This window comes from Polaribacter gangjinensis, assembly GCF_038024125.1.
GTDB classification, from domain to species: Bacteria; Bacteroidota; Bacteroidia; order Flavobacteriales; family Flavobacteriaceae; genus Polaribacter; species Polaribacter gangjinensis.
This window is the reverse complement of sequence record NZ_CP150662.1, coordinates 2,855,156-2,877,972: the sequence shown is the minus strand read 5'-3', so window position 1 is coordinate 2,877,972 and position 22,817 is coordinate 2,855,156. Positions and strand designations below refer to the sequence as shown.

General features: G+C 30.9%; 18 protein-coding genes. 10 read left to right on the top strand and 8 right to left on the bottom strand.

Annotated elements, in window-relative coordinates:
- Positions 1-22: 22 nt before the first annotated feature.
- The gene (locus WHA43_RS12635; protein WP_105045090.1) at positions 23-205 is read right to left on the bottom strand and encodes a CAL67264 family membrane protein; all 183 of its coding nucleotides are present in this window, start codon (positions 203-205) and stop codon (positions 23-25) included.
- Between the two features lie 285 nt (positions 206-490).
- Here WHA43_RS12635 and WHA43_RS12630 point away from each other — a divergent pair, with 285 nt between their 5' ends.
- Both WHA43_RS12630 and WHA43_RS12625 read left to right on the top strand, forming a co-directional pair.
- Complete coding sequence (locus tag WHA43_RS12630) at positions 491-1,300, top strand: aspartyl protease family protein (RefSeq protein ID WP_170039474.1); 810 nt, start codon at positions 491-493, stop codon at positions 1,298-1,300.
- Positions 1,300-2,268 carry a hypothetical protein gene (locus WHA43_RS12625; RefSeq protein WP_105045088.1) on the top strand — a complete coding sequence of 323 codons (969 nt, stop codon included), beginning with the start codon at positions 1,300-1,302 and terminating at the stop codon, positions 2,266-2,268. Before WHA43_RS12630 ends, WHA43_RS12625 begins: the two co-directional genes overlap by 1 nt.
- On the opposite strand, the gene WHA43_RS12620 is transcribed toward WHA43_RS12625, so the two are convergent.
- The 6 genes from WHA43_RS12620 to WHA43_RS12595 form a co-directional block, all read right to left on the bottom strand.
- Entirely contained in the window at positions 2,269-4,293 is a 2,025-nt protein-coding gene (locus WHA43_RS12620; RefSeq protein ID WP_105045087.1) for an NADPH-dependent 2,4-dienoyl-CoA reductase, read from the bottom strand.
- A gap of 135 nt (positions 4,294-4,428) precedes the next feature.
- A complete protein-coding gene (locus WHA43_RS12615) occupies positions 4,429-5,136 on the bottom strand; it encodes a pirin family protein (RefSeq protein WP_105045086.1) in 708 nt (235 codons plus the stop codon).
- A gap of 99 nt (positions 5,137-5,235) precedes the next feature.
- Positions 5,236-6,105, bottom strand: a complete 870-nt coding sequence (locus WHA43_RS12610; RefSeq protein WP_105045085.1) for a pirin family protein — start codon at positions 6,103-6,105, stop codon at positions 5,236-5,238.
- 53 nt (positions 6,106-6,158) lie between these two features.
- Positions 6,159-6,596 (bottom strand): MarR family winged helix-turn-helix transcriptional regulator, encoded by a 438-nt coding sequence (locus tag WHA43_RS12605; RefSeq protein ID WP_105045084.1) that lies wholly within the window; start codon positions 6,594-6,596, stop codon positions 6,159-6,161.
- A 55-nt stretch (positions 6,597-6,651) separates the two neighbouring features.
- Positions 6,652-7,185, bottom strand: a complete 534-nt coding sequence (locus WHA43_RS12600) for an NADPH-dependent FMN reductase (protein ID WP_105045083.1) — start codon at positions 7,183-7,185, stop codon at positions 6,652-6,654.
- A gap of 77 nt (positions 7,186-7,262) precedes the next feature.
- Positions 7,263-7,817: an NUDIX domain-containing protein gene (locus tag WHA43_RS12595; protein ID WP_340828327.1), complete on the bottom strand. Its 555-nt coding sequence runs from the start codon at positions 7,815-7,817 to the stop codon at positions 7,263-7,265.
- A 222-nt stretch (positions 7,818-8,039) separates the two neighbouring features.
- On the opposite strand from WHA43_RS12595, the gene WHA43_RS12590 reads away from it, so the two are divergent.
- The 5 genes from WHA43_RS12590 to WHA43_RS12570 all read left to right on the top strand — a co-directional run bounded on the left by WHA43_RS12590 (position 8,040) and on the right by WHA43_RS12570 (position 19,445).
- On the top strand, positions 8,040-13,574 hold the full coding sequence (locus WHA43_RS12590) for a T9SS type B sorting domain-containing protein (RefSeq protein WP_105045081.1): 5,535 nt from the start codon (positions 8,040-8,042) through the stop codon (positions 13,572-13,574).
- A 77-nt stretch (positions 13,575-13,651) separates the two neighbouring features.
- Positions 13,652-15,280: an acyl-CoA carboxylase subunit beta gene (locus WHA43_RS12585; protein ID WP_105045080.1), complete on the top strand. Its 1,629-nt coding sequence runs from the start codon at positions 13,652-13,654 to the stop codon at positions 15,278-15,280.
- Positions 15,281-15,363: 83 nt separating this feature from the next.
- Positions 15,364-17,457: a phosphate acetyltransferase gene (pta, locus tag WHA43_RS12580; protein WP_105045079.1), complete on the top strand. Its 2,094-nt coding sequence runs from the start codon at positions 15,364-15,366 to the stop codon at positions 17,455-17,457.
- Between the two features lie 2 nt (positions 17,458-17,459).
- On the top strand, positions 17,460-18,647 hold the full coding sequence (locus WHA43_RS12575; protein ID WP_105045078.1) for an acetate/propionate family kinase: 1,188 nt from the start codon (positions 17,460-17,462) through the stop codon (positions 18,645-18,647).
- Positions 18,648-18,728: 81 nt separating this feature from the next.
- Positions 18,729-19,445: a YebC/PmpR family DNA-binding transcriptional regulator gene (locus WHA43_RS12570; RefSeq protein ID WP_105045077.1), complete on the top strand. Its 717-nt coding sequence runs from the start codon at positions 18,729-18,731 to the stop codon at positions 19,443-19,445.
- Between the two features lie 196 nt (positions 19,446-19,641).
- Here the strand turns inward: WHA43_RS12570 and WHA43_RS12565 are convergent, their stop codons facing one another.
- Complete coding sequence (locus WHA43_RS12565; RefSeq protein WP_105045076.1) at positions 19,642-20,100, bottom strand: DUF4442 domain-containing protein; 459 nt, start codon at positions 20,098-20,100, stop codon at positions 19,642-19,644.
- A 203-nt stretch (positions 20,101-20,303) separates the two neighbouring features.
- On the opposite strand from WHA43_RS12565, the gene WHA43_RS12560 reads away from it, so the two are divergent.
- Genes WHA43_RS12560 through WHA43_RS12550 form a run of 3 tightly spaced genes read left to right on the top strand, consistent with a single transcriptional unit; the run spans position 20,304 to position 22,783 of the window.
- The gene (locus tag WHA43_RS12560; protein WP_105045075.1) at positions 20,304-20,744 is read left to right on the top strand and encodes a DUF4870 domain-containing protein; all 441 of its coding nucleotides are present in this window, start codon (positions 20,304-20,306) and stop codon (positions 20,742-20,744) included.
- Positions 20,745-20,754: 10 nt separating this feature from the next.
- Complete coding sequence (locus tag WHA43_RS12555; protein WP_105045074.1) at positions 20,755-21,099, top strand: PadR family transcriptional regulator; 345 nt, start codon at positions 20,755-20,757, stop codon at positions 21,097-21,099.
- Entirely contained in the window at positions 21,092-22,783 is a 1,692-nt protein-coding gene (locus tag WHA43_RS12550; protein WP_105045073.1) for a PspC domain-containing protein, read from the top strand. The genes WHA43_RS12555 and WHA43_RS12550 overlap by 8 nt, the downstream gene beginning before the upstream one ends.
- Positions 22,784-22,817 lie beyond the last annotated feature (34 nt).

Here is a 22,817-nt window from a genome sequence, read left to right as displayed (position 1 = left end):
AAATTAAATTGAAAAAAAAGAATTATACGCGCCCTTTCAAAGCATTAAAAACCCATGCAATTGCAAAAAAGCCAATACCAACTGAGGCAAAACCCCAACCTGCAACATCATCATATCTAAAAGCACCCAAAGCAATCAATGCCAAGCCAACAATAATCATAATCAATGTTGCCCAACCCAAAACTGTGTTTTTATTCATTCCCATAAATTGATAATCGTTTATTTTAAAGGACAAATATCGTTAATTATTTTGATTTCTATAGTTGTTTATTTAAAGAAGCTCTCATAAGATGCGTAACAAAAAGATGTTTTTTGTCGTCTTTGTTTCATGAAAAATAGTCATTTTATTTTCACTGTAGTTCTATTTTTGAGTTTCAAAACTCATTGTGACAATATTGTATCTAATTTTGACCCATCAATATATTTTACAAAATCAAAGAAAGTTAATAAGTTCACTTCACAAATTCCTTTTAAAATTGTTGATAGATTGATGATTATTGAAGGAGAAATAGACAATAAAAAAGGAAATTTTATTCTTGATACAGGTTCAGAAACTTTGATTTTGAATAAAAAATATTTTAATTTTTATCAATTTAATTTTGAAAAAAAAGGAGAAACTTTTGGTGTTACTGGAAGCTTAGAAAATCCGATTGAAAAAACAATTGGAAAAATGCGTTTAAATAATTTAGATTTGAATGATTTAAATTCAGATGTTATTGATCTTTCGCATATTGAAAAGAGCAAAAAAATAAAATTATTAGGCATCATTGGATTTTCGATTTTAAAAGATTTCGAAATATTTATTGACCTTTATTTAAATCAAATTACACTGACAAAAATTGATAAATTTGGGCAAAAACTAATTAAAGAAGATTATTTAGAGGAAATTATTGATACTGTTCAATTTTCATTAAAAAAACACACAATTGTAATTGAAGTAACAATTAATAACGAAAAATTACTTTTCGGACTTGATACAGGTGCTGAATTGAATCAAATAAATTCATCCATCAATAAGAAAGTACTTTCGTCATTTCGTCCCAAAAAGAGAATAAAGTTAATTGGTACAAGTTCCCATGAAATTGAAGTAATTTATGGAAATTTACATAAAGTAAAATTAAACGATAAAAATTATTTTGGACCAATGAAAACCATTTTAACCAATTTATCGAATTTGAATAAAGCATTTGGAACAGATTTGGATGGTATTTTAGGACATGATTTTTTTGCACAAAAAAGAGTCATTATTAATTATAAAAAACAAGAATTATATTTTATCAAATATCCTATTTTTAGATAATGAAAAACTGGATTTTACATAGTATCTATTTAATTTTCTTGAGTGTGATTTTTACAAATTATGCTCAAGAAAAACCTATTATGGGATATAAAATTGAAGGTGATTATATCGTTTTTACTTTTGATAAAAGAGATTATGATAATGGTTCGCATCATCAAGGAAAAAATCAATTAGAATTTGATGATTTTGAGATAAAAAATGTTGTTGTTGCAGGTAACTTTAATAATTGGTCTAGAAGTAAATGGAAAATGAAAAAAATTGATGAAAATATTTATCAATTAAAAAAGAAAATTGAAGATTTTGATGATCAATTTAATTGGGAATTTAAATTTGTAGTTAACAATAATTATTGGGCTGAACCAAACAAAAAATCGGCAAATTTAACTCCCTCAAAAACATCTTTTGGATATATTTTACCAACCTACAATTATAAAATAATTCCTATTGAAATTAATGAAAATGGGAATGCTTCCTTTTTTTTAAATGGCTATAAAAATGCTAAAAAAGTAGTTTTAAGTGGTTCTTTTAACAAATGGGATGAAGAACACTTTTTGATGAAAAAAACTGAGAATGGTTGGAAATTAACACTACAACTCAAACCAAATTTATATGAATATAAGTTTATTGTGGATGGTAAATGGATTGAAGATCCTAGCAACAAAAATAAAATAGAAAATGAATATGGTGAGTACAATTCTGTTCTTGATATTCAGCAAGAAATTAATTTTTTACTAGAGGATTTTCAAAACGCAAAAGAAATATTTTTAGCAGGTGATTTTAACAATTGGTCTAAAGATTCCTTTAAAATGGTAAAGACCAAAAATGGATGGAAATACACCACAAAACTCTCTTATGGTAAACATCATTATAAATATATTGTTGATGGTATTTGGAAATTAGATCCTAAAAACCCAGTAAAAGAATACGATTTTTCTGGAAATATCAACTCTGTAAAAATGGTAAAATAATTACAAATTTGCAGCCAATCTTGCTCCTTGATTGATGGCTCTTTTGGCATCTAATTCAGCTGCAAAATCTGCACCTCCAATAATGTGAACCTTTTTTCCTAAATCTACCAAAGGTTGGTACAATTCTTTGAAAGGAACCTGACCTGCACAAATAATAATGTTATCAACTTCTAAAATTTTATCTTCTTGATTTTGAGTATAATGCAATCCTTGATCATCAATTTTTTTGTATTCCACTTCATTGATAAACTGTACATTTTTCTTTTTCAAATTCGCTCTGTGAATCCAACCTGTAGTTTTTCCCAAATTTTCTCCAAATTTTCCTTTGCTTCTTTTGAGCATGAAAATCTCTCTTGGCGAATTTTCAAAAACGGGTTTCATTCCTTCAATTCCAGCTCTTGCGTTTAATGACTTATCAATTCCCCATTCTTGTAACCAAGAATCAATATCTTGCGAAGTTGATATTCCTTCATGAGATAGATATTCTGACACATCAAAACCAATACCTCCTGCACCAATTACAGCTACTTTTTTTCCAACGGATTTTTTGTGTTTCAACACATCAATATAACTCAAAACTTTTGGATGATTAATTCCTTCAATTTTAAGATTTCTGGGTTGAATTCCTGTTGCAATGATAATTTCATCAAAATCTGATTTTTCTAAATCAGCTACAGATATTCTTTTATTCAATTGCAAATCAACCTGATGCAATCCAATTTGTTTCTTAAAATAACGAATTGTTTCATAAAATTCTTCTTTCCCTGGAATCTGTTTTGCCATATTAAACTGTCCTCCAATTTCGGAATCAGCATCAAAAAGGGTTACAAAATGACCTCTTTTTGCTGCAATTGTTGCCGCTGACAAACCAGCAGGACCTGCTCCAATTACCGCAATTTTCTTTTTGATTTTAGTTGGAAAATAATTCAATTCTGTTTCATGGCAAGCTCTTGGATTTACCAAACAACTTGCTACTTTTCGTTGAAATACATGATCTAAACATGCTTGATTACAACCAATACACGTATTTATTTCATCATCTTTTTCTTCTTTGGCTTTATTAACCCACTCAGGATCAGCTAAAAAAGGACGTGCCATAGAAATCATATCAGCATGACCCTCTGCTAAAATTTTTTCAGCAGTGTCTGGCATATTAATTCTATTAGAAGTGATTAAAGGAATTTTAATTTCTTCTTTCATTTTTTGAGTAACCCATGTAAAAGCAGCTCTTGGAACGGATGTAGCAATAGTTGGAATTCTGGCTTCATGCCAACCAATTCCTGTATTTATAATAGTTGCTCCTGCTTTTTCAATTTCTTTTCCAAGTTGCACAATTTCTTCCCAAGAACTTCCATTTTCAACCAAATCTAACATTGACAATCTGTAAATTATGATAAAATTTGAACCTACAGCTTCTCTAATTTGTTTTACAATTTCAATAGGTAATCGCATTCTATTTTCATAATCACCTCCCCAATTATCCTTTCTTTTATTGGTTCTTTTGGCAATAAATTGATTGATTAAATATCCTTCTGAACCCATGATTTCAACACCATCATAGCCTGCCAATTTTGATAATTCAGCCGAATTTACAAAATCTCTGATGGTTCTTTTGATTCCTGATTGTGTTAATTTAAATGGCGTAAAACGATTTATGGGTGCTTTAATTTTTGAAGGTGCTACATTAAAAGGATGATATCCATAACGTCCTGAATGTAAAATTTGCATGCAAATTTTTCCTCCTTCTTTATGCACAGCTGTTGTTATTTTTTGATGCTCAACAGCATGCTTTTTATTTGACATTCTTGCAGCAAAAGGCCCAGTCCAACCTTGAATATTTGGCGAAATTCCTCCAGTTACGATCAATCCAACTCCACCTTTAGCACGTTCTGCATAATAGGCTGCAATGCGTTCAATTCCGTTTTTTTCTTCCTCTAAACCTGTATGCATAGAACCCATTAAAATTCTATTTTTTAAGGTTGTAAAACCTAAATCTAAGGGCTCAAAAATGTGTTTGTATTTCATATAATCAGCATTAATTTATTATGCACGCATAACAACTGCAATATATACTTATTTTATGAAATTAAAAAGCCAAAGAAATTGATTCTTTGGCTTGGTTTTTTAAATAAATCGCTTTTGAAATATTCTCAAAAAAAATCAATTCATTGGAACATCAATCACTAATAACTTACTGTTTTTCAATGCTTTAATAGATATTTTTTCTAAACCTTCAATTCCTAAAGCATCTCTTTTTTCTAAAGTTTCATCTGCAGCTACAATTGCACCATCAATTAAGAAGAAATAGGCTCCATTTTTTAATTCATAGGATATTTCAAATCCTTCTTCTAAATCAATCATCGAAATATATCCTTGTTGATTGATTGGCAAAGAACCTTCCACTTGTTTATCTTTAGGAGAAACTAAGGTTTGGAATTTGTTTTTTCTTTCAGCTTCATTGAATCGTTTTTGATTGTAATAAGGCTCAACTTCATTCTTTTCTGGAATAATCCAAAGTTGTAAAAAGTTGGTTTCAGCAGTTTTACTATCATTAAATTCTGAGTGTGTTAAACCTGTTCCTGCACTCATTACTTGAACCTCCCCAACTTCAATAGAACGTTGATTGTTCATGCTATCTTTGTGAGAAAGTGCGCCTGAAATCGGAATAGAAATGATTTCCATATTTTTATGAGGATGTGTTCCAAAACCCATTTTTGGCTGAACAATATCGTCATTTAAAACACGTAACATTCCAAAATTCATTCTCTCTGGATTGAAATAATTTGCGAAGCTAAATGTATGATATGATTTTAACCAACCATGATTGGCAAATCCTCTTGAAGCTGCTTTGTGAATTGTTTTTTTCATAATTTTAAATTTAGACTGTAGTCTTTAGACTTTGGACTGTAGACAACTGACTACTGAATACTGACTACTGTTTACAGTCAACAGTCTACAAACTTTATACTAATACAAATACCCCATTTTACCTTGATTGTAATCGCGCATTGCTTCTAAAATTTCGGTTTGCGTGTTCATAACAAATGGACCATACTGCGTAATTTTTTCGTTGATTGGTTCACCAGATAAAATCAAAATTGTACTTTGTTTTACAGCTTTGAATTGAATTGAATTTCCATCTTGATGAAATGTAATCATTTGATTTCCTCCTTTTTCAAGAATTTCTGAATTATTTACTAAAATTTCACCTTCCAAAAGATAAATTAATGATTGATGATTTTCTGGAATATAAATCGTCATTTCTCCATTTTCTTTGGCAATTGCAGAAAAAACATTGACTTCAGTTTGGGTTTTAATCAAACCTGTTTTTGTTGATTGATTTCCAGCAATGATGTTTAATTGCACTTTTTTATCATCAGAAAAAACTTTTGGAATTTGCTCATCCTCTAAATGCTGATAATTTGCAGGCATCATTTTGCGATTTGCAGGTAAATTCAACCATAATTGAATGCCTTCTAAATCTCCTCCTTTTTTCACAAACTCTTTGGTAGGTGCTTCTGCATGAATAATTCCACGTCCTGCAGTAGTCCATTGAACACCTCCAGCTTTTACAACCATTTCATTTCCTAAAGAATCTCTATGAAATTGTTCTCCTTTAAAAAGTAATGTAATTGGTTCAAAACCTCTGTGAGGATGTGGGCCTAAATCAAAAGGATTGTTGAATTCTGAGATGGCATAAGGACCATAATGATGCAATAACAAAAAAGGATCTACATTTTCAATTCCCTGAATTGGCAATGGTTGTCGCAATTTTATAGGCCCCATATTTACAAAAGGACTTGGTACTATATGCTGAATGGTTTTTAAAGTTTTCATTGAGTTTTTTTATTAAAATAATTTCCTTGGAAACTAATTTTATAATTTTTTTTTTATCTGATTTTATCTAACAAATCACTTAATAACGTTGCCTCTTCTTCCGTTAGTTTTTCTAAAAATGACATACTTTTATTATCATCAATAGTGGCTAACATTTCGAGACCCAATTCAGAAATTTTAACATAAACAACTCTTCTGTCATCTTCACAACGCGTTCTTTCAATAAGCTTTTTATCACATAATTTATCCATTAAACGTGTGGCATTTGGAGCACGCTCAATCATTCTGTCTTTAACAATTTGAACTTTTACACGGTCTTTTGCACCTCTTAAAATTCGCAAAATATTGTACTGTTGAGGCGAAATTCCGTAAGGTTTAAAAAAATCAATTTCTTTACTACTCAACCAATTGGAAGTGTATTTGATATTGATTAACGCCTTTACTTTATTGTTTTTAAAACTCGATTTAATGTCTTTTGAAATATCGCCCATGATTGGTTTAATGTTTAAAGTTCAAGACTTAAAGTTTAGAATTGTTCAATAATTTTTAATTATTCACTGCATTCTCAAACTGAGAAATTTTTTCTTTTAAGGTAGATACTAATGATTCGTTTACAATTTTTCCATCTTGAAAATTATCTTGAAAACTAGGTAATGAAAAAGTAATTACTTCCTTTGCTCCCATTCTTGCAAAACGATCTGCACCTGCCTCTAAAACTGTTAATCCACCTCTTGGTCCTGGTGAAGTTGCCATTAATAATAATGGTTTATCTCTAAAAACGTTGTTATTGATTCTTGAGCTCCAATCATAAATATTTTTAAAAGCTGCTGCATAAGACCCATTGTGTTCTGCAAGAGAAAGAATAAATCCATCATAATTATCTAAAAGAGATGTGAACTTTTTTGCGTTTTCAGGAAAACCAATTTTTTCTGCATCCGAACTGTATATTTCCATCGGAAAATCACGTAAATCAATCACATCAAAGTCAGTATTTTTTAAATTTTGTGCGGTAAATGTTGCTAATTTTTTGTTGATAGATGTTGAACTTGTACTTCCTGCAAATGCTAAAACTTTTTTCATATTTTCTAATTTAGAGTACAAAGTTACGATAAATTATTTTATTTTCCAAGGAATATATTTCTATGGAATTAATTTAATTAAAAAGTAATTAGTTGGTTTATTTTCAAATACTGAAGTAGCATGATGGTTCTTGCATCAATAATTTCTTCTCTATCAATCATTTGTAATGCTTCAAAAAACGGAATTTCTAAAACTTCTATTTCTTCATTTTCTTCATAGACTCCTCCTCCATTTTTAGTATTTTGCTCTTCATCATATTCACCAATGAAAAGATGTACTTTTTCTTTTAAAATTCCTGGAGATAAAAAAGCTGTGGTCACTTTTTTAATTTCATTGATTCTATATCCAATCTCTTCTTCTGTTTCTCGAATTGCAGTATTACCAGGGGTTTCATTTACATCCATAGCACCACCTACAACTTCAATTGAATATCCTTGATTGATTCCTGCTACATAAACTGGCATTCTGAATTGCTTAGTTAACAATACATTTTGGGATTTTGAATTGTATAATAAAATGGCAATACCATCGCTTTTTCCATAAACTTCATGAGTAAGATTTACAGATTTTCCGTTATTAAAAGTAAAATCAAAATTAATTCGCTCTAAAGTCCCCCAAAAATTTGAAATCATATTTGAGGTAACATTTTTAACTTTCGATGAAATATTCATGCTTTTATGCGTTATAGATTTTCAATAAACTAAGGTACTCATTTCCGTAGGAAAACTAAATATTTTCAAACAAAAAGCATATTAAAATTCTAGAAACCTAAACAAATTTGAAACCATTAATTTCTATATTAAAATGTTTTATAAATTCTTGTTACATTTACAAATCGATACTTAATATTTATCATGTTTAAATTCATTTTACGCTTTTTAAGCCTTTTATTGTTCGTTTTTTTTACACAAATCACTGTAGCTCAATTAAGTAAAAAGCATTTTATTCCGCCATTAACTTCAGGAGATGATTTCGGCGAGCAGTACATATATATATCAACTCCAAACAAAAGCAATGTTAGTTATAAAATAACAGCAATTGGCAAACCAAACTTAGCCACTTACTCTGGAGTTGTATCAAATAGCAACCCAGTTATTCAAATAATTCTAGATGAAACTGGCAATCCTGATTTAGATAATGACACACAACTTCATATTAATAGAACAAATTTAAATGGTAATAAAATAACCGATAAAGGATTAATTATTGAAGCTAGTGATGTTATTTATGTTTCAATTAGGGTTAATTCTTCACAAAGAAATAATACTGGACCAATCCATGGAGGTGCCCTAGTCAGTAAAGGTTCTTCTGCTTTAGGTAAAGAATTTAGAATTGGCGGTTTTGTCAATGAACCCGAAGTTCCTTTTAGTCATACTACATTCGTAAGTATGATTGCAACTGAAAATAATACAACTATTGATTTTTCTGATATTCCAACTGGAACATTGTTACCTAGTGGAGTAGTAATTCCTCAAAGTGTAATATTAAATGAAGGTGAAAGTTATATAATTGCACTAGGAGGAAATGAAGATCCCAGAAATTTAATTGGCAAACTTATTAAAAGTGACAAACCAATAGTTGTCAATTCAGGCTCTGCATCTGGAAGTTTTGCTGATAATCCGCCGGCTGGTGGCACTACACAAGATTATGGTTTTGATCAAATTGTAGGTGCTGATAAAATTGGAAATGAATACATTTTAGTTAGAGGAAATGGAACAAACCAAACAGAAAATGTTTTAATTATTGCTCATTTTGATAATACAGAGATTTCAATAAATGGCTCAGTATTTACAACAATCAATAAAGGGCAATATTACGTTGCCGAAGGAAATTTTTTTAGTTCACAAGGAAATATGTATGTAAAAACAAGTAAAGATGTTTTTGTATATCAAGGAATTGGGGGAACAAACTCTAAGGCAAATCAAGGATTATTTTTTGTACCTCCACTAAGTTGTGAAAATAAAGGTAATGTTGATAATATTGCCAGTATTGATAAAATAGGTGATTTCACACTAACAGGAGGAGTTACAATAGTGACAAATAAAGGTGCTAAAATTAACATTAATGATTTGGAAATTTCTAATTTCAATCCACAAGGTCCATTTGATGTTACTGGAAATTCTAACTATGTCACCTTTACTGTTACTGGTTTATCTGGTAATGTAAGCGTTAGTAGTGACCAAGAGCTATATTGCGCATATTTCAATAGAAACGGAGCTGCGACAACAGGAGCTTTTTATTCTGGTTTTCCTTCGGCACCAGAAATTAATTTCGAAACAACTGTTGCCAGTCTTGGAAGTTGTATTCCAAATGTTACTTTAGAAGCTGCAAATACTGATATTTTTGATAGTTTTGAATGGCAATATTTTAATGAAATTTCGGGTCTTTGGGAAAAAAGATCTACAAATCCAAGCTATAAACCTTTAGATTCAGAACCTGGAAGGTATAAATTAATAGGAATTGTAAATTGTACAGGAGCTACTTTCGAATCTGTAGAAATTCCTGTAAGTATTTGTCCTGATGATTTTGATGGTGATTTAATCATCGATAATTTAGATGTAGATATAGACAATGACGGAATTTTAAATAGTACTGAATCTCTTGGAAATGCAACTTTAAATTTAGCAGACAAAGACAATCCCCAAATAATCTTTCAAGATGCAACAACAAACTCAACTATCATTTCTAGCGTTTTTACTTCAAGTGAAGCTACAAATACCTTTACAGGTCAAAATACGGGAGATTTTATTTCTGTGGTAAATGCAGCTCCATCATCAAACGAAATTTACGAATTGAACTTCACGCAAAAAATCAATTTTTTATTCAAGCAAAGCACTTTGGGAAATCATGTGATAAATGAAGGTGAATTTTTTAGTTTAAAAATTGGGCCGAGCAATAAAAATATCACCCTTTTAGATCCTGATGACCAACTTTTAATTGATACAAATTTTGATGGCGAATTTGAACCAAATATCACTTCAATTTCAGCTTCTGAGATTCGTTTTAAATTCAAAGCAAATCTTGCTGGAAATCAAAGTACTTTTCAATTTGTTGCAAATCAAGTTGATCAAATTATTTTTGAACACAATTTAACTGGCGCAAATAGCTCTTCTACTTTCAATGGCTTTCTTCAATTAACCACTTTTGCTAAAGATTCTGATGGTGATGGAATTGAAGATATGTTTGATGTGGATTCAGATAACGACGGGATTCCAGACTTTTACGAATCAACTGCTACTAAAATAACTTTATTAGGAACTGATGCAAATTTAGATGGTTTGGATGATGTTTTCAATGGAATCATAACAGGAATTGATTCAGATAATGACGGAATTCCAAATTATTTAGATGTAGATTCTGATAACGATGGAATTTTCGATTTAGTAGAAGCTGGTCACGGAAATTTAGACGCCAATAATGACGGAATTTTAGACAACGCAAATGCATCAACTGTCGGAATTAACGGAATTTTAAATGCTTTAGAAACATCTGCTGATACTAAAATTGTTGATTTAAATTACACAATTGCAGATACTGATTCTGACAATATTTTCAACTTTTTAGAGCTTGATAGTGATGACGATGCTTGTTTTGATGTTATTGAAGCTGGATTTACTGGAACCAATCTTGGAATTTTATCTGCGAATCCTTTTGCAGTTTCTTCAATTGGAAAAGTCATCAATAATACAGATGGTTATACAACTCCAAATGCAAATTACATCACAATTGCACCTATCATTTTAAATACTCCTTTTGAAAATGCTGTTTTTTGTGAAAACATTACAGATGTTTTATCCATAGATTCAACTGCTGATGGTTTTCAGTGGGAAGTTTCCAGTGATAATGGTACAAATTGGACTACCATTGTTGATGATGCAGTGTACACAGGAAGCACAACTAAAGATTTACAAATCACAAATCCACCAATAACATTCAATAATTATTTATTTAGAGTGTTGTTAACCAGAACAGGAAATTCTTGTGATACTACATCAAACAGTATTTCTTTACGAGTAAATCCAGAGCCGGTAACAAATAATATTGTAGATTTATTACAATGTGATGACGATTTAGATCGAATTTCAACCATCAATTTAACAGAAGCTGAAATCAGCATTTCTGCCAATTATCAAAATGAAACGTTTACTTATTTTGCCACAGAAGCTGATGCTATTGCTGGAACTCCAGAAGTTGCAGACAAATTGCGTTATCCTGTAAATCAAATTGGTGAAGCTTGGGTTAGAACAATTTCAGCTGATGGTTGTTACCGAATTTCAAAAATCAATTTGCGAGTTGATGCTTCTGCAGACGTGGCTTATAACAAAGAATTTGATGCTGTTTGTGATGACTTTTTACAAGCTGATGGTACAAACGGACCTTTAAATAATGATACGGATGGCATCACAAATTTTGATTTTAGCGTTGCAACTTCCGAAATTTTAGCATTCTTTCCAGTCAATTTACAACCTGATTTAGAGGTTTCCTTTTACGAAACAACTGAAGATAGAACTGCTGTAATCAATAAAATTGCAGATATTTCAAACTATAGAAACATCAATTTTCCATCAACAATTACAAGACAAACTATTTACTTTAAAATCACCAATAAAAATAATAATGATTGTGCTGGTACAGGTGAGTTGTATTTAAAAACAAATGCTGTTCCTGAAGCAAATCCTGTTGCTGATTTAGAGTTGTGTGATGAAGCAATTGATGGTGATGCAACCAATGGAATTGTGCAAAATTTTGATTTAGAATCGCAAACTTTGTTGATTTTAGGAACTCAAAATCCAGCTGATTTTACAGTAACATATCATTTAAATTTAATAGATACTGAAACAGGAAACAATCCTTTAACATCTCCTTTTGCAAATACTGTGCGCGATTCACAAACTATTTATGTGCGCGTAACCAACAATGCAACAGGTTGTTATACAAATCACACATCATTTAATGTGATTGTAAATCCTTTACCAATTGCCAATTTTGTAAACGATTTAGAAGTTTGTGATGACAATTCTGATGGTTCAGCAAGAAACGGTTTTTCACAAACTATCGATTTAGAAAGTCAAACTGCTGGTATTTTAGGAAATCAAGATCCTTCATTATTTCAAGTAACTTATCACAGAACTTTAGCTGATGCACAAGCTGGTAATAATCCTTTAATTTCTCCCTATTCTAACATCACTCCAAATAGAGAAACTATTTTTGTTCGAGTTTTCAATTCAGCAACTCAGTGTGCAAACGGAATTTCAAATTTTGATGTAATTATCAATCCTGAACCCGTTTTTGATGCACCAACAAATTTAGCATATTGTGATAATAATGATGATGGTGATGATACAAATGGCATCATTCAAAACATTGATTTAGATAGTAAAATTCCTCAAATTTTAGGAACAACTCAAAATCCAGCTGATTTTACAGTTACTTTTCATGCATCACAAAATGATGCAACAACAGGAATTGGGGCAATTTCATCACCGTATACAAACACAAATTCAACAGAAACAATTTTTGTACGAATCCAAAATAAAAGAACAGGTTGTGTAAATGACGATGCTTCTTTTGAGGTAATTGTAAATCCATTACCAAGTTTTACAGTAACTTCTCCTCAAATTATTTGTTTGAATGATTTACCACTGAATATTTCTGTCGAAAATCCAATGGATATTTACACCTATCAATGGACAAATGAAAATGGAAATCCTTTAGGAAATGATGATAATATAAACATTACAACTGGAGGTAAATATTTTGTTACGGCAACAGCAAGCAATGGAACTTTGTGTTCAAGAACTGAAATGATTGAAGTAAATGAATCGAATATCGCCACGCTTCAAAACAATTTTGTGACCATTATTGATGAATCAAACAACATTGGAAGTCAAAATAATTTATCAATTTCAATTGATACAGTGACCAATAATTTAGGTCCTGGAGATTATCAATTTGCCATCAGAAATACAGATACCAATGAGCGTTTTCCTTTTGCAGGTTTTCAAGATAAACCATTGTTCGAAAATTTAGAAGGTGGTATTTATCAAATTATTGTAAACGATAAAAATGGTTGTTCACCAGATGCAACTTTGTTGGTTTCTGTAATTCAATTCCCAAAATTCTTTACACCAAATGGTGATGGAGAAAATGATACTTGGGTTGTAAAAGGCGCTAACAGAACTTTTTATCCGAATGCAAGTATTAATATTTTCAATAGATTTGGAAAATTAGTAGCGCAAATTCCAATTGATAGCCAAGGTTGGGATGGAACTTATAACGGAAATTTATTACCTTCAGATGATTATTGGTATAACGTAACATTAATTCCTTCTGATACTACAAAACCTACCATCAATAAAAAAGGAAATTTTTCATTACTCAGAAAATAACGGACAATCAGTACCAACTTTATGAATCCTTTCACAGGAATATTTCTTAATTTAGCGACAAATTAAGAAATATTTCTATGGATTTAGACTTCAATAAAAACGAAGATTACAACAAACTTTTAGCTTCAGATTTACGCGTAAAACTATCAAAAATAAAATTAGGAGGTGGTCAAAAAGGTATTGACAAATTGCACGAACAAGGAAAATTAACGGCAAGAGAACGTATTGATTATTTGTTAGATAAAAATTCAGAATCTATAGAAATCGCCGCTTTTGCTGGTGATGAAATGTATCCTGAACATGGTGGTTGTCCTTCAGGTGGTGTAGTTGTAAAAATTGGATATGTCAAAGAAAAACTTTGTATTGTTGTTGCTAATGATGCTACTGTAAAAGCAGGTGCTTGGTTTCCAATTACAGGAAAAAAGAATTTACGTGCACAAGAAATCGCAATTGAAAATAAACTTCCCATCATTTATTTAGTTGATTCTGCAGGTGTGTATTTACCAATGCAAGATGAAATTTTTCCAGACAAAGAACATTTTGGACGCATTTTTAGAAACAATGCCATTATGAGCAGTTTAGGCATCACTCAAATTGCAGCAGTTATGGGAAGTTGCGTTGCTGGTGGTGCATATTTACCAATCATGAGTGATGAAGCTTTGATTGTTGATAAAACCGGAAGTATTTTTTTAGCAGGAAGTTATCTTGTTAAAGCCGCAATTGGCGAAACTATTGATAATGAAACTTTGGGTGGAGCAACCACACATTGCGAAATTTCGGGAGTTACAGATTACAAAGCTAAAGACGATAAAGATGCTTTGGATAAAATCAGAAATATTGTAGATAAAATTGGAGATTTTGAGAAAGCTGGTTTCAACAGAATTAAAGCTGTAAAACCTCAAGAAAATCCGGATGATATTTTTGGAATTTTACCAAAAGCCAGAAACGAACAATATGATATGCTAGAAATTATCAAACGATTGGTTGATAATTCTGAGTTTGAACAATACAAAGAAGGTTATGGAAAAACCATCTTAACAGGTTATGCACGAATTGATGGTTGGGCAGTTGGAATTGTTGCCAATCAACGAAAATTGGTAAAAACAAAAAACGGAGAAATGCAATTTGGCGGAGTTATATACAACGATTCTGCTGACAAAGCAACTCGTTTTATTGCCAATTGTAATCAGAAAAAAATTCCATTGGTTTTTTTACAAGATGTTACAGGTTTTATGGTTGGAAGCAAATCCGAACATGGAGGAATCATTAAAGATGGCGCTAAAATGGTAAATGCCGTCAGCAATTCTGTAGTTCCAAAATTCACTGTTATTATCGGAAATTCTTATGGTGCAGGAAATTATGCCATGTGTGGAAAAGCGTACGACCCAAGATTGATTGTTGCTTGGCCAAGTGCTGAATTGGCTGTGATGAGTGGAAATTCAGCCGCAAAAGTGCTGTTGCAAATAGAAACTGCTTCCTTGAAGAAGAAAGGCGAAATCATCACTCCTGAAAAAGAACAGGAATTATTTGACAAAATAAAATCGCGCTATGACAAACAAATCTCCCCTTATTATGCTGCTGCACGAATTTGGACAGATGCTGTCATCAATCCTTTAGATACTAGAAAATGGATTTCTATGGGGATTGAAGCTGCCAATCACGCACCTATTGAAAAGAAATTTAATCTGGGAATTTTACAAGTTTAATAAAAAGCTATAAACTTTTAAAACATGACTAATATCAATTTTAGTCATGTTTTTATGGTTTATTTTTGCATAAAATTTTAAAAATGAGTAAATCAATTTACATCACAACTATAGAATCCAATAGCGGAAAATCATTAGTTTCATTGGGTTTATTACGAATGATGCTTAACAAATCATCAAAAGTTGGGTATTTTAGACCCATCATCAACAAAGGAAAAAATAGTGCTTTTGATGATCATACAAACACAGCCATCAAATATTTTAATTTAGATATTAAATACGAAGATTGCTACACCTATGAACAAAGTGAAATTGTTGCTTTGTTAAGTGAAGGAAAATCGGATGAAATCATCCAAAAAATCATCAATCACTATAAAAAACTGGAAACTAAATATGATTATGTTCTCATTGAAGGAACTGATTTTTCTGGTGATGGTGGTTTTACAGAAGTTGATGTAAACTTGATGATTGCCAAAAACTTAGGAGTTCCTGTTTTGATTGTTGGTGCTGGAAATGGCAAGAAAAAACAAGATTTTATCAACACAATGCAATTGACCTATAAATCGTTTATTAAAAAAGATGTGGCTGTTATTGGATTGATTGCCAATAAAATAGAAGCTGATGAGTTGGATTTTATTACTCAAGAATTGAAGAAAACAATTCCATCAGAAGTTCCTATTGATGTAATTCCGAATATCAATTTCTTAGCAAATCCAACAGTCAAAGAAGTTGTGGAAATATTGAACGGAAAAGTATTATTTGGACAACAATTCTTAGACAATTCTATCGAAAGTTTTAGCACAGGTGCTATGCAATTGCGAAATTATTTGACACGAATCAAAGAAAATTCACTTGTAATTACACCAGGAGATAGAGCTGATATTATTTTAGGCGCTTTGCAAGCAAATGCTTCTACAAATTATCCGAAAATTTCAGGAATTATTCTAACAGGTGATTTAATGCCTGAAGATTCCATTTTAAAACTGATTGATGGTGTACAAGCAACTGTCCCAATTGTTGCTGTTTCAGGAGGAACCTTTGATGTATCAAACAAAATTGGCGCTGTAAATCCGAAGATTTATGTTTCCAATCGTAAAAAAATATTATTGGCTTTAGACACTTTTGATACTTACGTAGATGTCAACAGGCTTTCAAGAACCTTGTATTCTTTTAGCTCTAACAAACTGACTCCTAGTATGTTTCAGTACAATTTATTACAAAGAGCCAAAGCAAACAGAAAACATATTGTATTGCCAGAAGGTGATGACGAACGAATTTTAGAAGCTGCTGCTCGTTTGCAATTATTGAATATTGTAGATTTGACCTTGTTGGGTGATGCCAAAATTATTCAATTAAAATGCGATCAAAAAGGGTTACAAATCGATTTGTCTAAAATCACGATTTTAAATCCTGAAGATTCTATTCACAATGAAAATTTTGCAAAAACGTTGTTTGAAGCCCGAAAACACAAAGGGATGACAGAAACAACAGCCTTAGATTTAACAAGAGATGTTTCGTATTATGGAACATTAATGATTCACAATGGTTTGGCTGATGGAATGGTTTCTGGAGCAATTCACACAACAATGCATACCATAAAACCTGCATTGCAAATCATCAAAACGAAACCTGGAGTTTCTGTAGTTTCATCCGTATTTTTTATGTGTTTATCAGACAGAGTTTCTGTCATGGGAGATTGTGCTGTAAATCCAAATCCGAATGCTGAAGAATTGGCAGAAATTGCAATTTCATCAGCAGCTTCTGCAGAAGCTTTCGGAATTGAAGCAAAAGTAGCCATGTTATCTTATTCTTCAGGTTCATCAGGAATTGGAGAAGAAGTTGAAAAAGTGAGAAAAGCTACAGAAATTGTAAAAAGCAAATTTCCTGCACTAAAAATTGAAGGACCAATTCAATATGATGCTGCTGTAGATATGTCTGTTGCAAAAACGAAATTACCAAATTCAGAAGTTGCTGGACAAGCATCTGTTTTGATTTTCCCTGATTTGAATACAGGAAATAATACATACAAAGCCATTCAAAGAGAAACTGGAGCTTTGGCAATTGGCCCAATGTTACAAGGTTTAAACAAACCTGTAAACGATTTAAGCAGAGGTTGTACAGTTGATGATATTTTTAACACGGTTTTATTAACTGCTATTCAAGCAAATCAAGCATAATTATGAACATTTTAGTACTCAATGCTGGTTCATCATCCTTAAAATATCAAGTGATTGAAATGCCTTCACAACAAGTAAAATGTGTGGGTTTGATTGAAAGAATTGGTATGAATGATGCCATTTTTTCACATCAAAAAGAGGATAAAAAAACTACTGAAATTTTACCAATTAAAAATCATGAAATTGGTTTACAAAAAATTGCCACTGCTTTGTTAGATGCAAAAATTGGCGTTTTAAAATCCGTTTCAGATATTGTTGCTGTTGGTCACAGAGTAGTTCATGGTGGGAAAAATTTCAGTAAAACTGTTGTTATTGATGAAGATGTAAAAAACAACATCCGAAATTTATTTGAATTAGCACCATTACACAATCCTGCAAATTTAACAGGTATAGAAATTGCAGAAACCATTTTTCCTGATGCCAAGCAAATTGCCATTTTTGATACCGCTTTTCATCAAACAATGCCCAAAAAAGCCTATCAATATGCTATTAAAAATGAGTTTTTAGAAAAATATCATATTCGTGCTTATGGATTTCACGGCACAAGTCATAAATATGTTTCCGAAAAAGCGATTGCTTATTTGGGTGAACAAAATTCCAAAAAAATAATTACAATTCATTTAGGAAATGGTTGTAGTATGACCGCTATTGAAAACGGAAAAAGTGTAGATCATTCTCTTGGTTTTGGGCCAATGAATGGCTTAATTATGGGAACTAGAGCTGGGGATATTGATCAATCTGTGATTTTTTATTTGATGAATTCTTTGCATAAAACTGCTTCAGAAGTCAATAATTTATTGCAAAAAGAAGGCGGAATGTTGGGTTTAACAGGTTTTTCTGATTTGAGAGAAATTTCTGAAAATGCCGAAAAAGGAAATGAAAATTGCGAAAATGCTTTGGAATTGGCAAGTTATCGCATCAAAAAATATATTGGTGCGTATGCAAGTATTTTAAATGGTTTGGATGCTATTGTTTTTACAGCTGGAATTGGAGAAAACTCAACATTAATGCGAAAAATCGTTTGTGAAAATTTAGATTTTTTAGGAATCATTTTGGATGATGAAAAAAATAACATCAAATCAAAAGAATTGAGAGAAATTCAATCTGTAAATTCTAGCGCAAAAATCCTGGTAATTCCAACTAATGAAGAATTAGAGATTGCCAAACAAGCGTATCAAATTTTGACATAAAAATAAATTAAAAGCAAACTTAAAATTGGTAAAGAATTACGTAATTTTTACATTTGCAAGCATTTAAAATTTCAAAAAATAATGGGAAGAGCGTTCGAATTTAGGAAAGCAAGAAAAATGAAGCGTTGGTCAGCAATGGCAAAAACTTTCACAAGAATTGGTAAAGACATTGTGATGGCTGTAAAAGAAGGTGGTCCAAACCCTGAAACAAACTCACGTTTACGAGCAGTTGTGCAAAATGCGAAAGCCGCTAATATGCCAAAAGATAATGTTGAACGTGCTATCAAAAAAGCTACAGATAAAGATACCGCAAATTTTAAAGAGGTATTATTTGAAGGTTATGCTCCTCATGGAATTGCTGTTTTGATTGAAACCGCAACAGACAACAATAATCGAACTGTTGCAAATGTAAGAGCTGCTTTTAATAAATGTGATGGAAACTTAGGCACCTCAGGATCAGTTGCTTTTATGTTTGATCATACCTGCAATTTTACGTTAAAAAAGGAGGATATTTCTATGGATATGGAAGAATTAGAATTAGAATTGATTGATTTTGAAGTCGAAGAAGTCTTCAATGATGAAGAAGGAATCATTATTTACGCACCTTTTGAACAATATGGAGCATTACAAGCTTATTTTGAGAACAATAACATCGAAATTTTATCTTCTGGATTTGAAAGAATTCCCTCTACAACAACAAAATTAACAGAAGAACAACAAGCTGATGTTGAGAAACTATTAGATCGCTTAGAAGAAGATGATGATGTACAAAACGTATATCATTCCATGGAAATGTAGAAAATAAATATTCTGAAAAATAAAAAGTCGTGATTTGCATCACGACTTTTTTTAATTGCTATGTAATAAAATCCCCCAATTAATTACATAATTTTTCAATTATATGCTGCAAATATAGCAAACAACTTTAATATGAAGTTAATTTATTTGAAAAAAAATTATGAATTATGAATTTTTCAAAAAACAAACACATTCTTTACAAATCTTTAACTTTTAAGCTCCATTGAAAACGAAATTTTGATACTTCTACCCCATTTTCGTTAACACCTATTGAAATTAACTCTACTTTTTGCCCATCTCCTGAATCTATAGACTTTTGAATTGCCTCTTGTATTTTCTCTCCATCACTACAAGAAAATAAAATAGTTCCAAACGCTTTTTTAAAAAAATTCCCTTCTTGATGAGTAACCAACATAGAAACTTTTCTGTTCGAATTTTTAATCTCTTTCATTACCAAAACACCTGTACTCATCTCTGCAGCCATACCTTGAGCCGCCCAAAACATACTTTGAAAAGGGTTTTGATTCAACCAACGATGTTTTATTTTCACTACACAAGTTGTAGTATCTAAAAAAATAACACGCATTCCAGATAACCATCCTAAAGGAAGTTTAAAAAACATAAAACGATTGATGTTTTTAGGTGTAATTTCCATATAATATTGAATATAGTTACTAACGAAAGTAATTAATTTTAAAGAGAAACAATAGAAAAAGAATGATTATAAACTAAAAAGTTATTTAATAAGTAAAATCATAAATTTGTTAATAAAATGTTAATTTAAGGTACTTTGTTATACATATTACCTTCTTTTATAAATATATTTGCATAAGAAAGTAGTATATCAATCAAAAAAACATGAAAACAAATACCGAAAATACCAATGCTTTTTTAATCCATATTTGTGGATTTGGAGGATTTTTATATCCTTTTGGAAGCATTATAACACCATTAATAGCGTGGCAAACGCTTAAAAATAGAAGTACATTTTTAGACGAACAAGGAAAAGAAGCTGTGAATTTTAACATCAGTTTTTCACTGTATAAATTTTTAGTTGGAATAATTTTTGTTCCATTTGCTATCGGAAGTTTTTTCAAAAACTGGGATAATTTTAATCACATTAATTGGAATTTTAATGATTTCGATTTTTATTCATCTGACTTTTTTGGATTTTTAGGATTTGGATCACTTATCGGAATTTTAGGAATCATCAGAATTATCCTTACCATAAATGCAGCAGTAAAATCAAAAGAAGGAGAAAATTACAAATATCCTTTCACTATAAAATTTATAAAATAAATCATACTATATGAAAATCGAAAACGCAAAAGCACAAATGCGAAAAGGGGTTTTGGAATTATGTATTTTATCCATTTTAAAAAATGGAGATGCTTATACTTCCGAAATACTTTCTGGACTCAAAAGTGTTGAAATGATTGTGGTTGAAGGCACTATTTACCCGCTGTTAACTCGTTTAAAAAACGCAGGATTATTAACCTACAGATGGGAAGAATCAACCTCAGGACCACCAAGAAAATATTACGTTTTAACCGAAAATGGTGCACTATTTTTAAAAGAATTAGACAAAACGTGGAATAATTTAGTAAATGCTGTAAACCAAGTAATTAGCTCAAAATCAACTACTCATGAATAAGACAATCAACATTAATTTAGGCGGATTTTTCTTTCACATTGATGAAACTGCTTATCAAAAATTAAAAAAATATTTAGAATCTATTGCTAAATCTTTGAGTGATGATCCTCAAGGAAAAAACGAAATTATTGCTGACATTGAAGCAAGAATTAGCGAATTGTTATCAGAAAAAATAACAGATTCAAGACAAGTGGTTAATGACCAAGATATTGATGATATCATCAAAATAATGGGACAACCTGAAGATTATGCTGATGGTGATGAAACATTTAAAGAGACAAACTTTTCGTATCAAACAAATTACAATGCTACCAAAAAATTATTTAGAGATGGTGAAGATAAAATGCTAGGTGGTGTTGCATCTGGAATGGCTCATTATTTAAACATAGATACAATTTGGATTCGTTTAGCATTCATATTTTTTGCAATTCCTGGTGGATTTGGTTTCATAACATACATCCTTTTGTGGGTTTTATTACCTGAAGCAAAAACAACTGCCGAAAAATTGCAGATGGAAGGAACTCCTGTAAATATTGATAATATCGAAAGAAAAATTAGAGAAGAATTCAATAATGTTTCTGAAAATTTGAAAGATGTTGCCAACAAAGCTTCCGATAAATTGAAAGAAGGAGCCAATGAAATTTCAGAAAAATTCAATTCTGCATTTTCTGGAAAGCAAAAAAAAAATAATGGATTTCAAGAAATTTTAGATGTCATTGTTTCTATCATTCAAACATTTTTTAAAGTCATAGGCAAAATTATTGGAGTGTTCTTCATCATTATTGCAGCATCTGTAATAATATCATTAATTATTGGAGGATTTTCTATTGGAAGTTTAGAGTGGTTGAATGTTGATGGAAATTTTTTACATTATCCACCATTCTTTTATGATTCTGTTATTCCAAGTTGGTTATTAACAACATTTGGGCTTTTCCTAATTGGGATTCCGTTTTTGTTATTATTCATTTTAGGATTGCGAATGTTGTCTAGCAACATCAAAAATATTGGTAAAGCTGCATCATTAACCTTGTTAGGAATTTGGATTGTGTCTTTGCTAGGAATGATTTTTGCTGGATTAGATTTTGCAACTTCATATGCACAAAATGGTGAAATTACTGAGAAAAATCAACTCCAAATTATAGCAAATGACACCTTATTTGTAAAACTAAAAAATGACGAAACCATTCTATTCAGACATAATTTAAGGAGAAGTTCTCAAAAAGAAGAGGTCTTTATTAATGGAAAAAAAATGGCGTACTCAAATTATGTTAAAGTAGATGTCCAAAAAAGTACCAGTGAAGAAAGTTATTTTACAATCACAAAAAGTTCAAGAGGAAAAAATAAAATGAATGCAAAATCGAATGCAAAAGAGATTCAATATCATTTTACCATTGATAATAATACCTTGATTTTAGATGCCTTTTATTTGTCAGATATTAAAAATATTTGGAAAGATGAAACTATTGAAGTAACCATTTATTTACCAGAAAAAGCTACTGTTTTCTTTGATGAAAGTGCTAAAAACTTTTTATATGATGTAAAAAATGTAGATGAAATTTACGATACTGACATGGCAAATCATCATTTTATAATGACAAACTCAACCTTGAAATGTACAGATTGCGCATCTCTTTTAGAAGGCAAAAACGAAGATAGTTTGAACACTAATGAAACTAGTATGTAAAACAATTCAGTAATAAAAATCAACAATTCAGTAA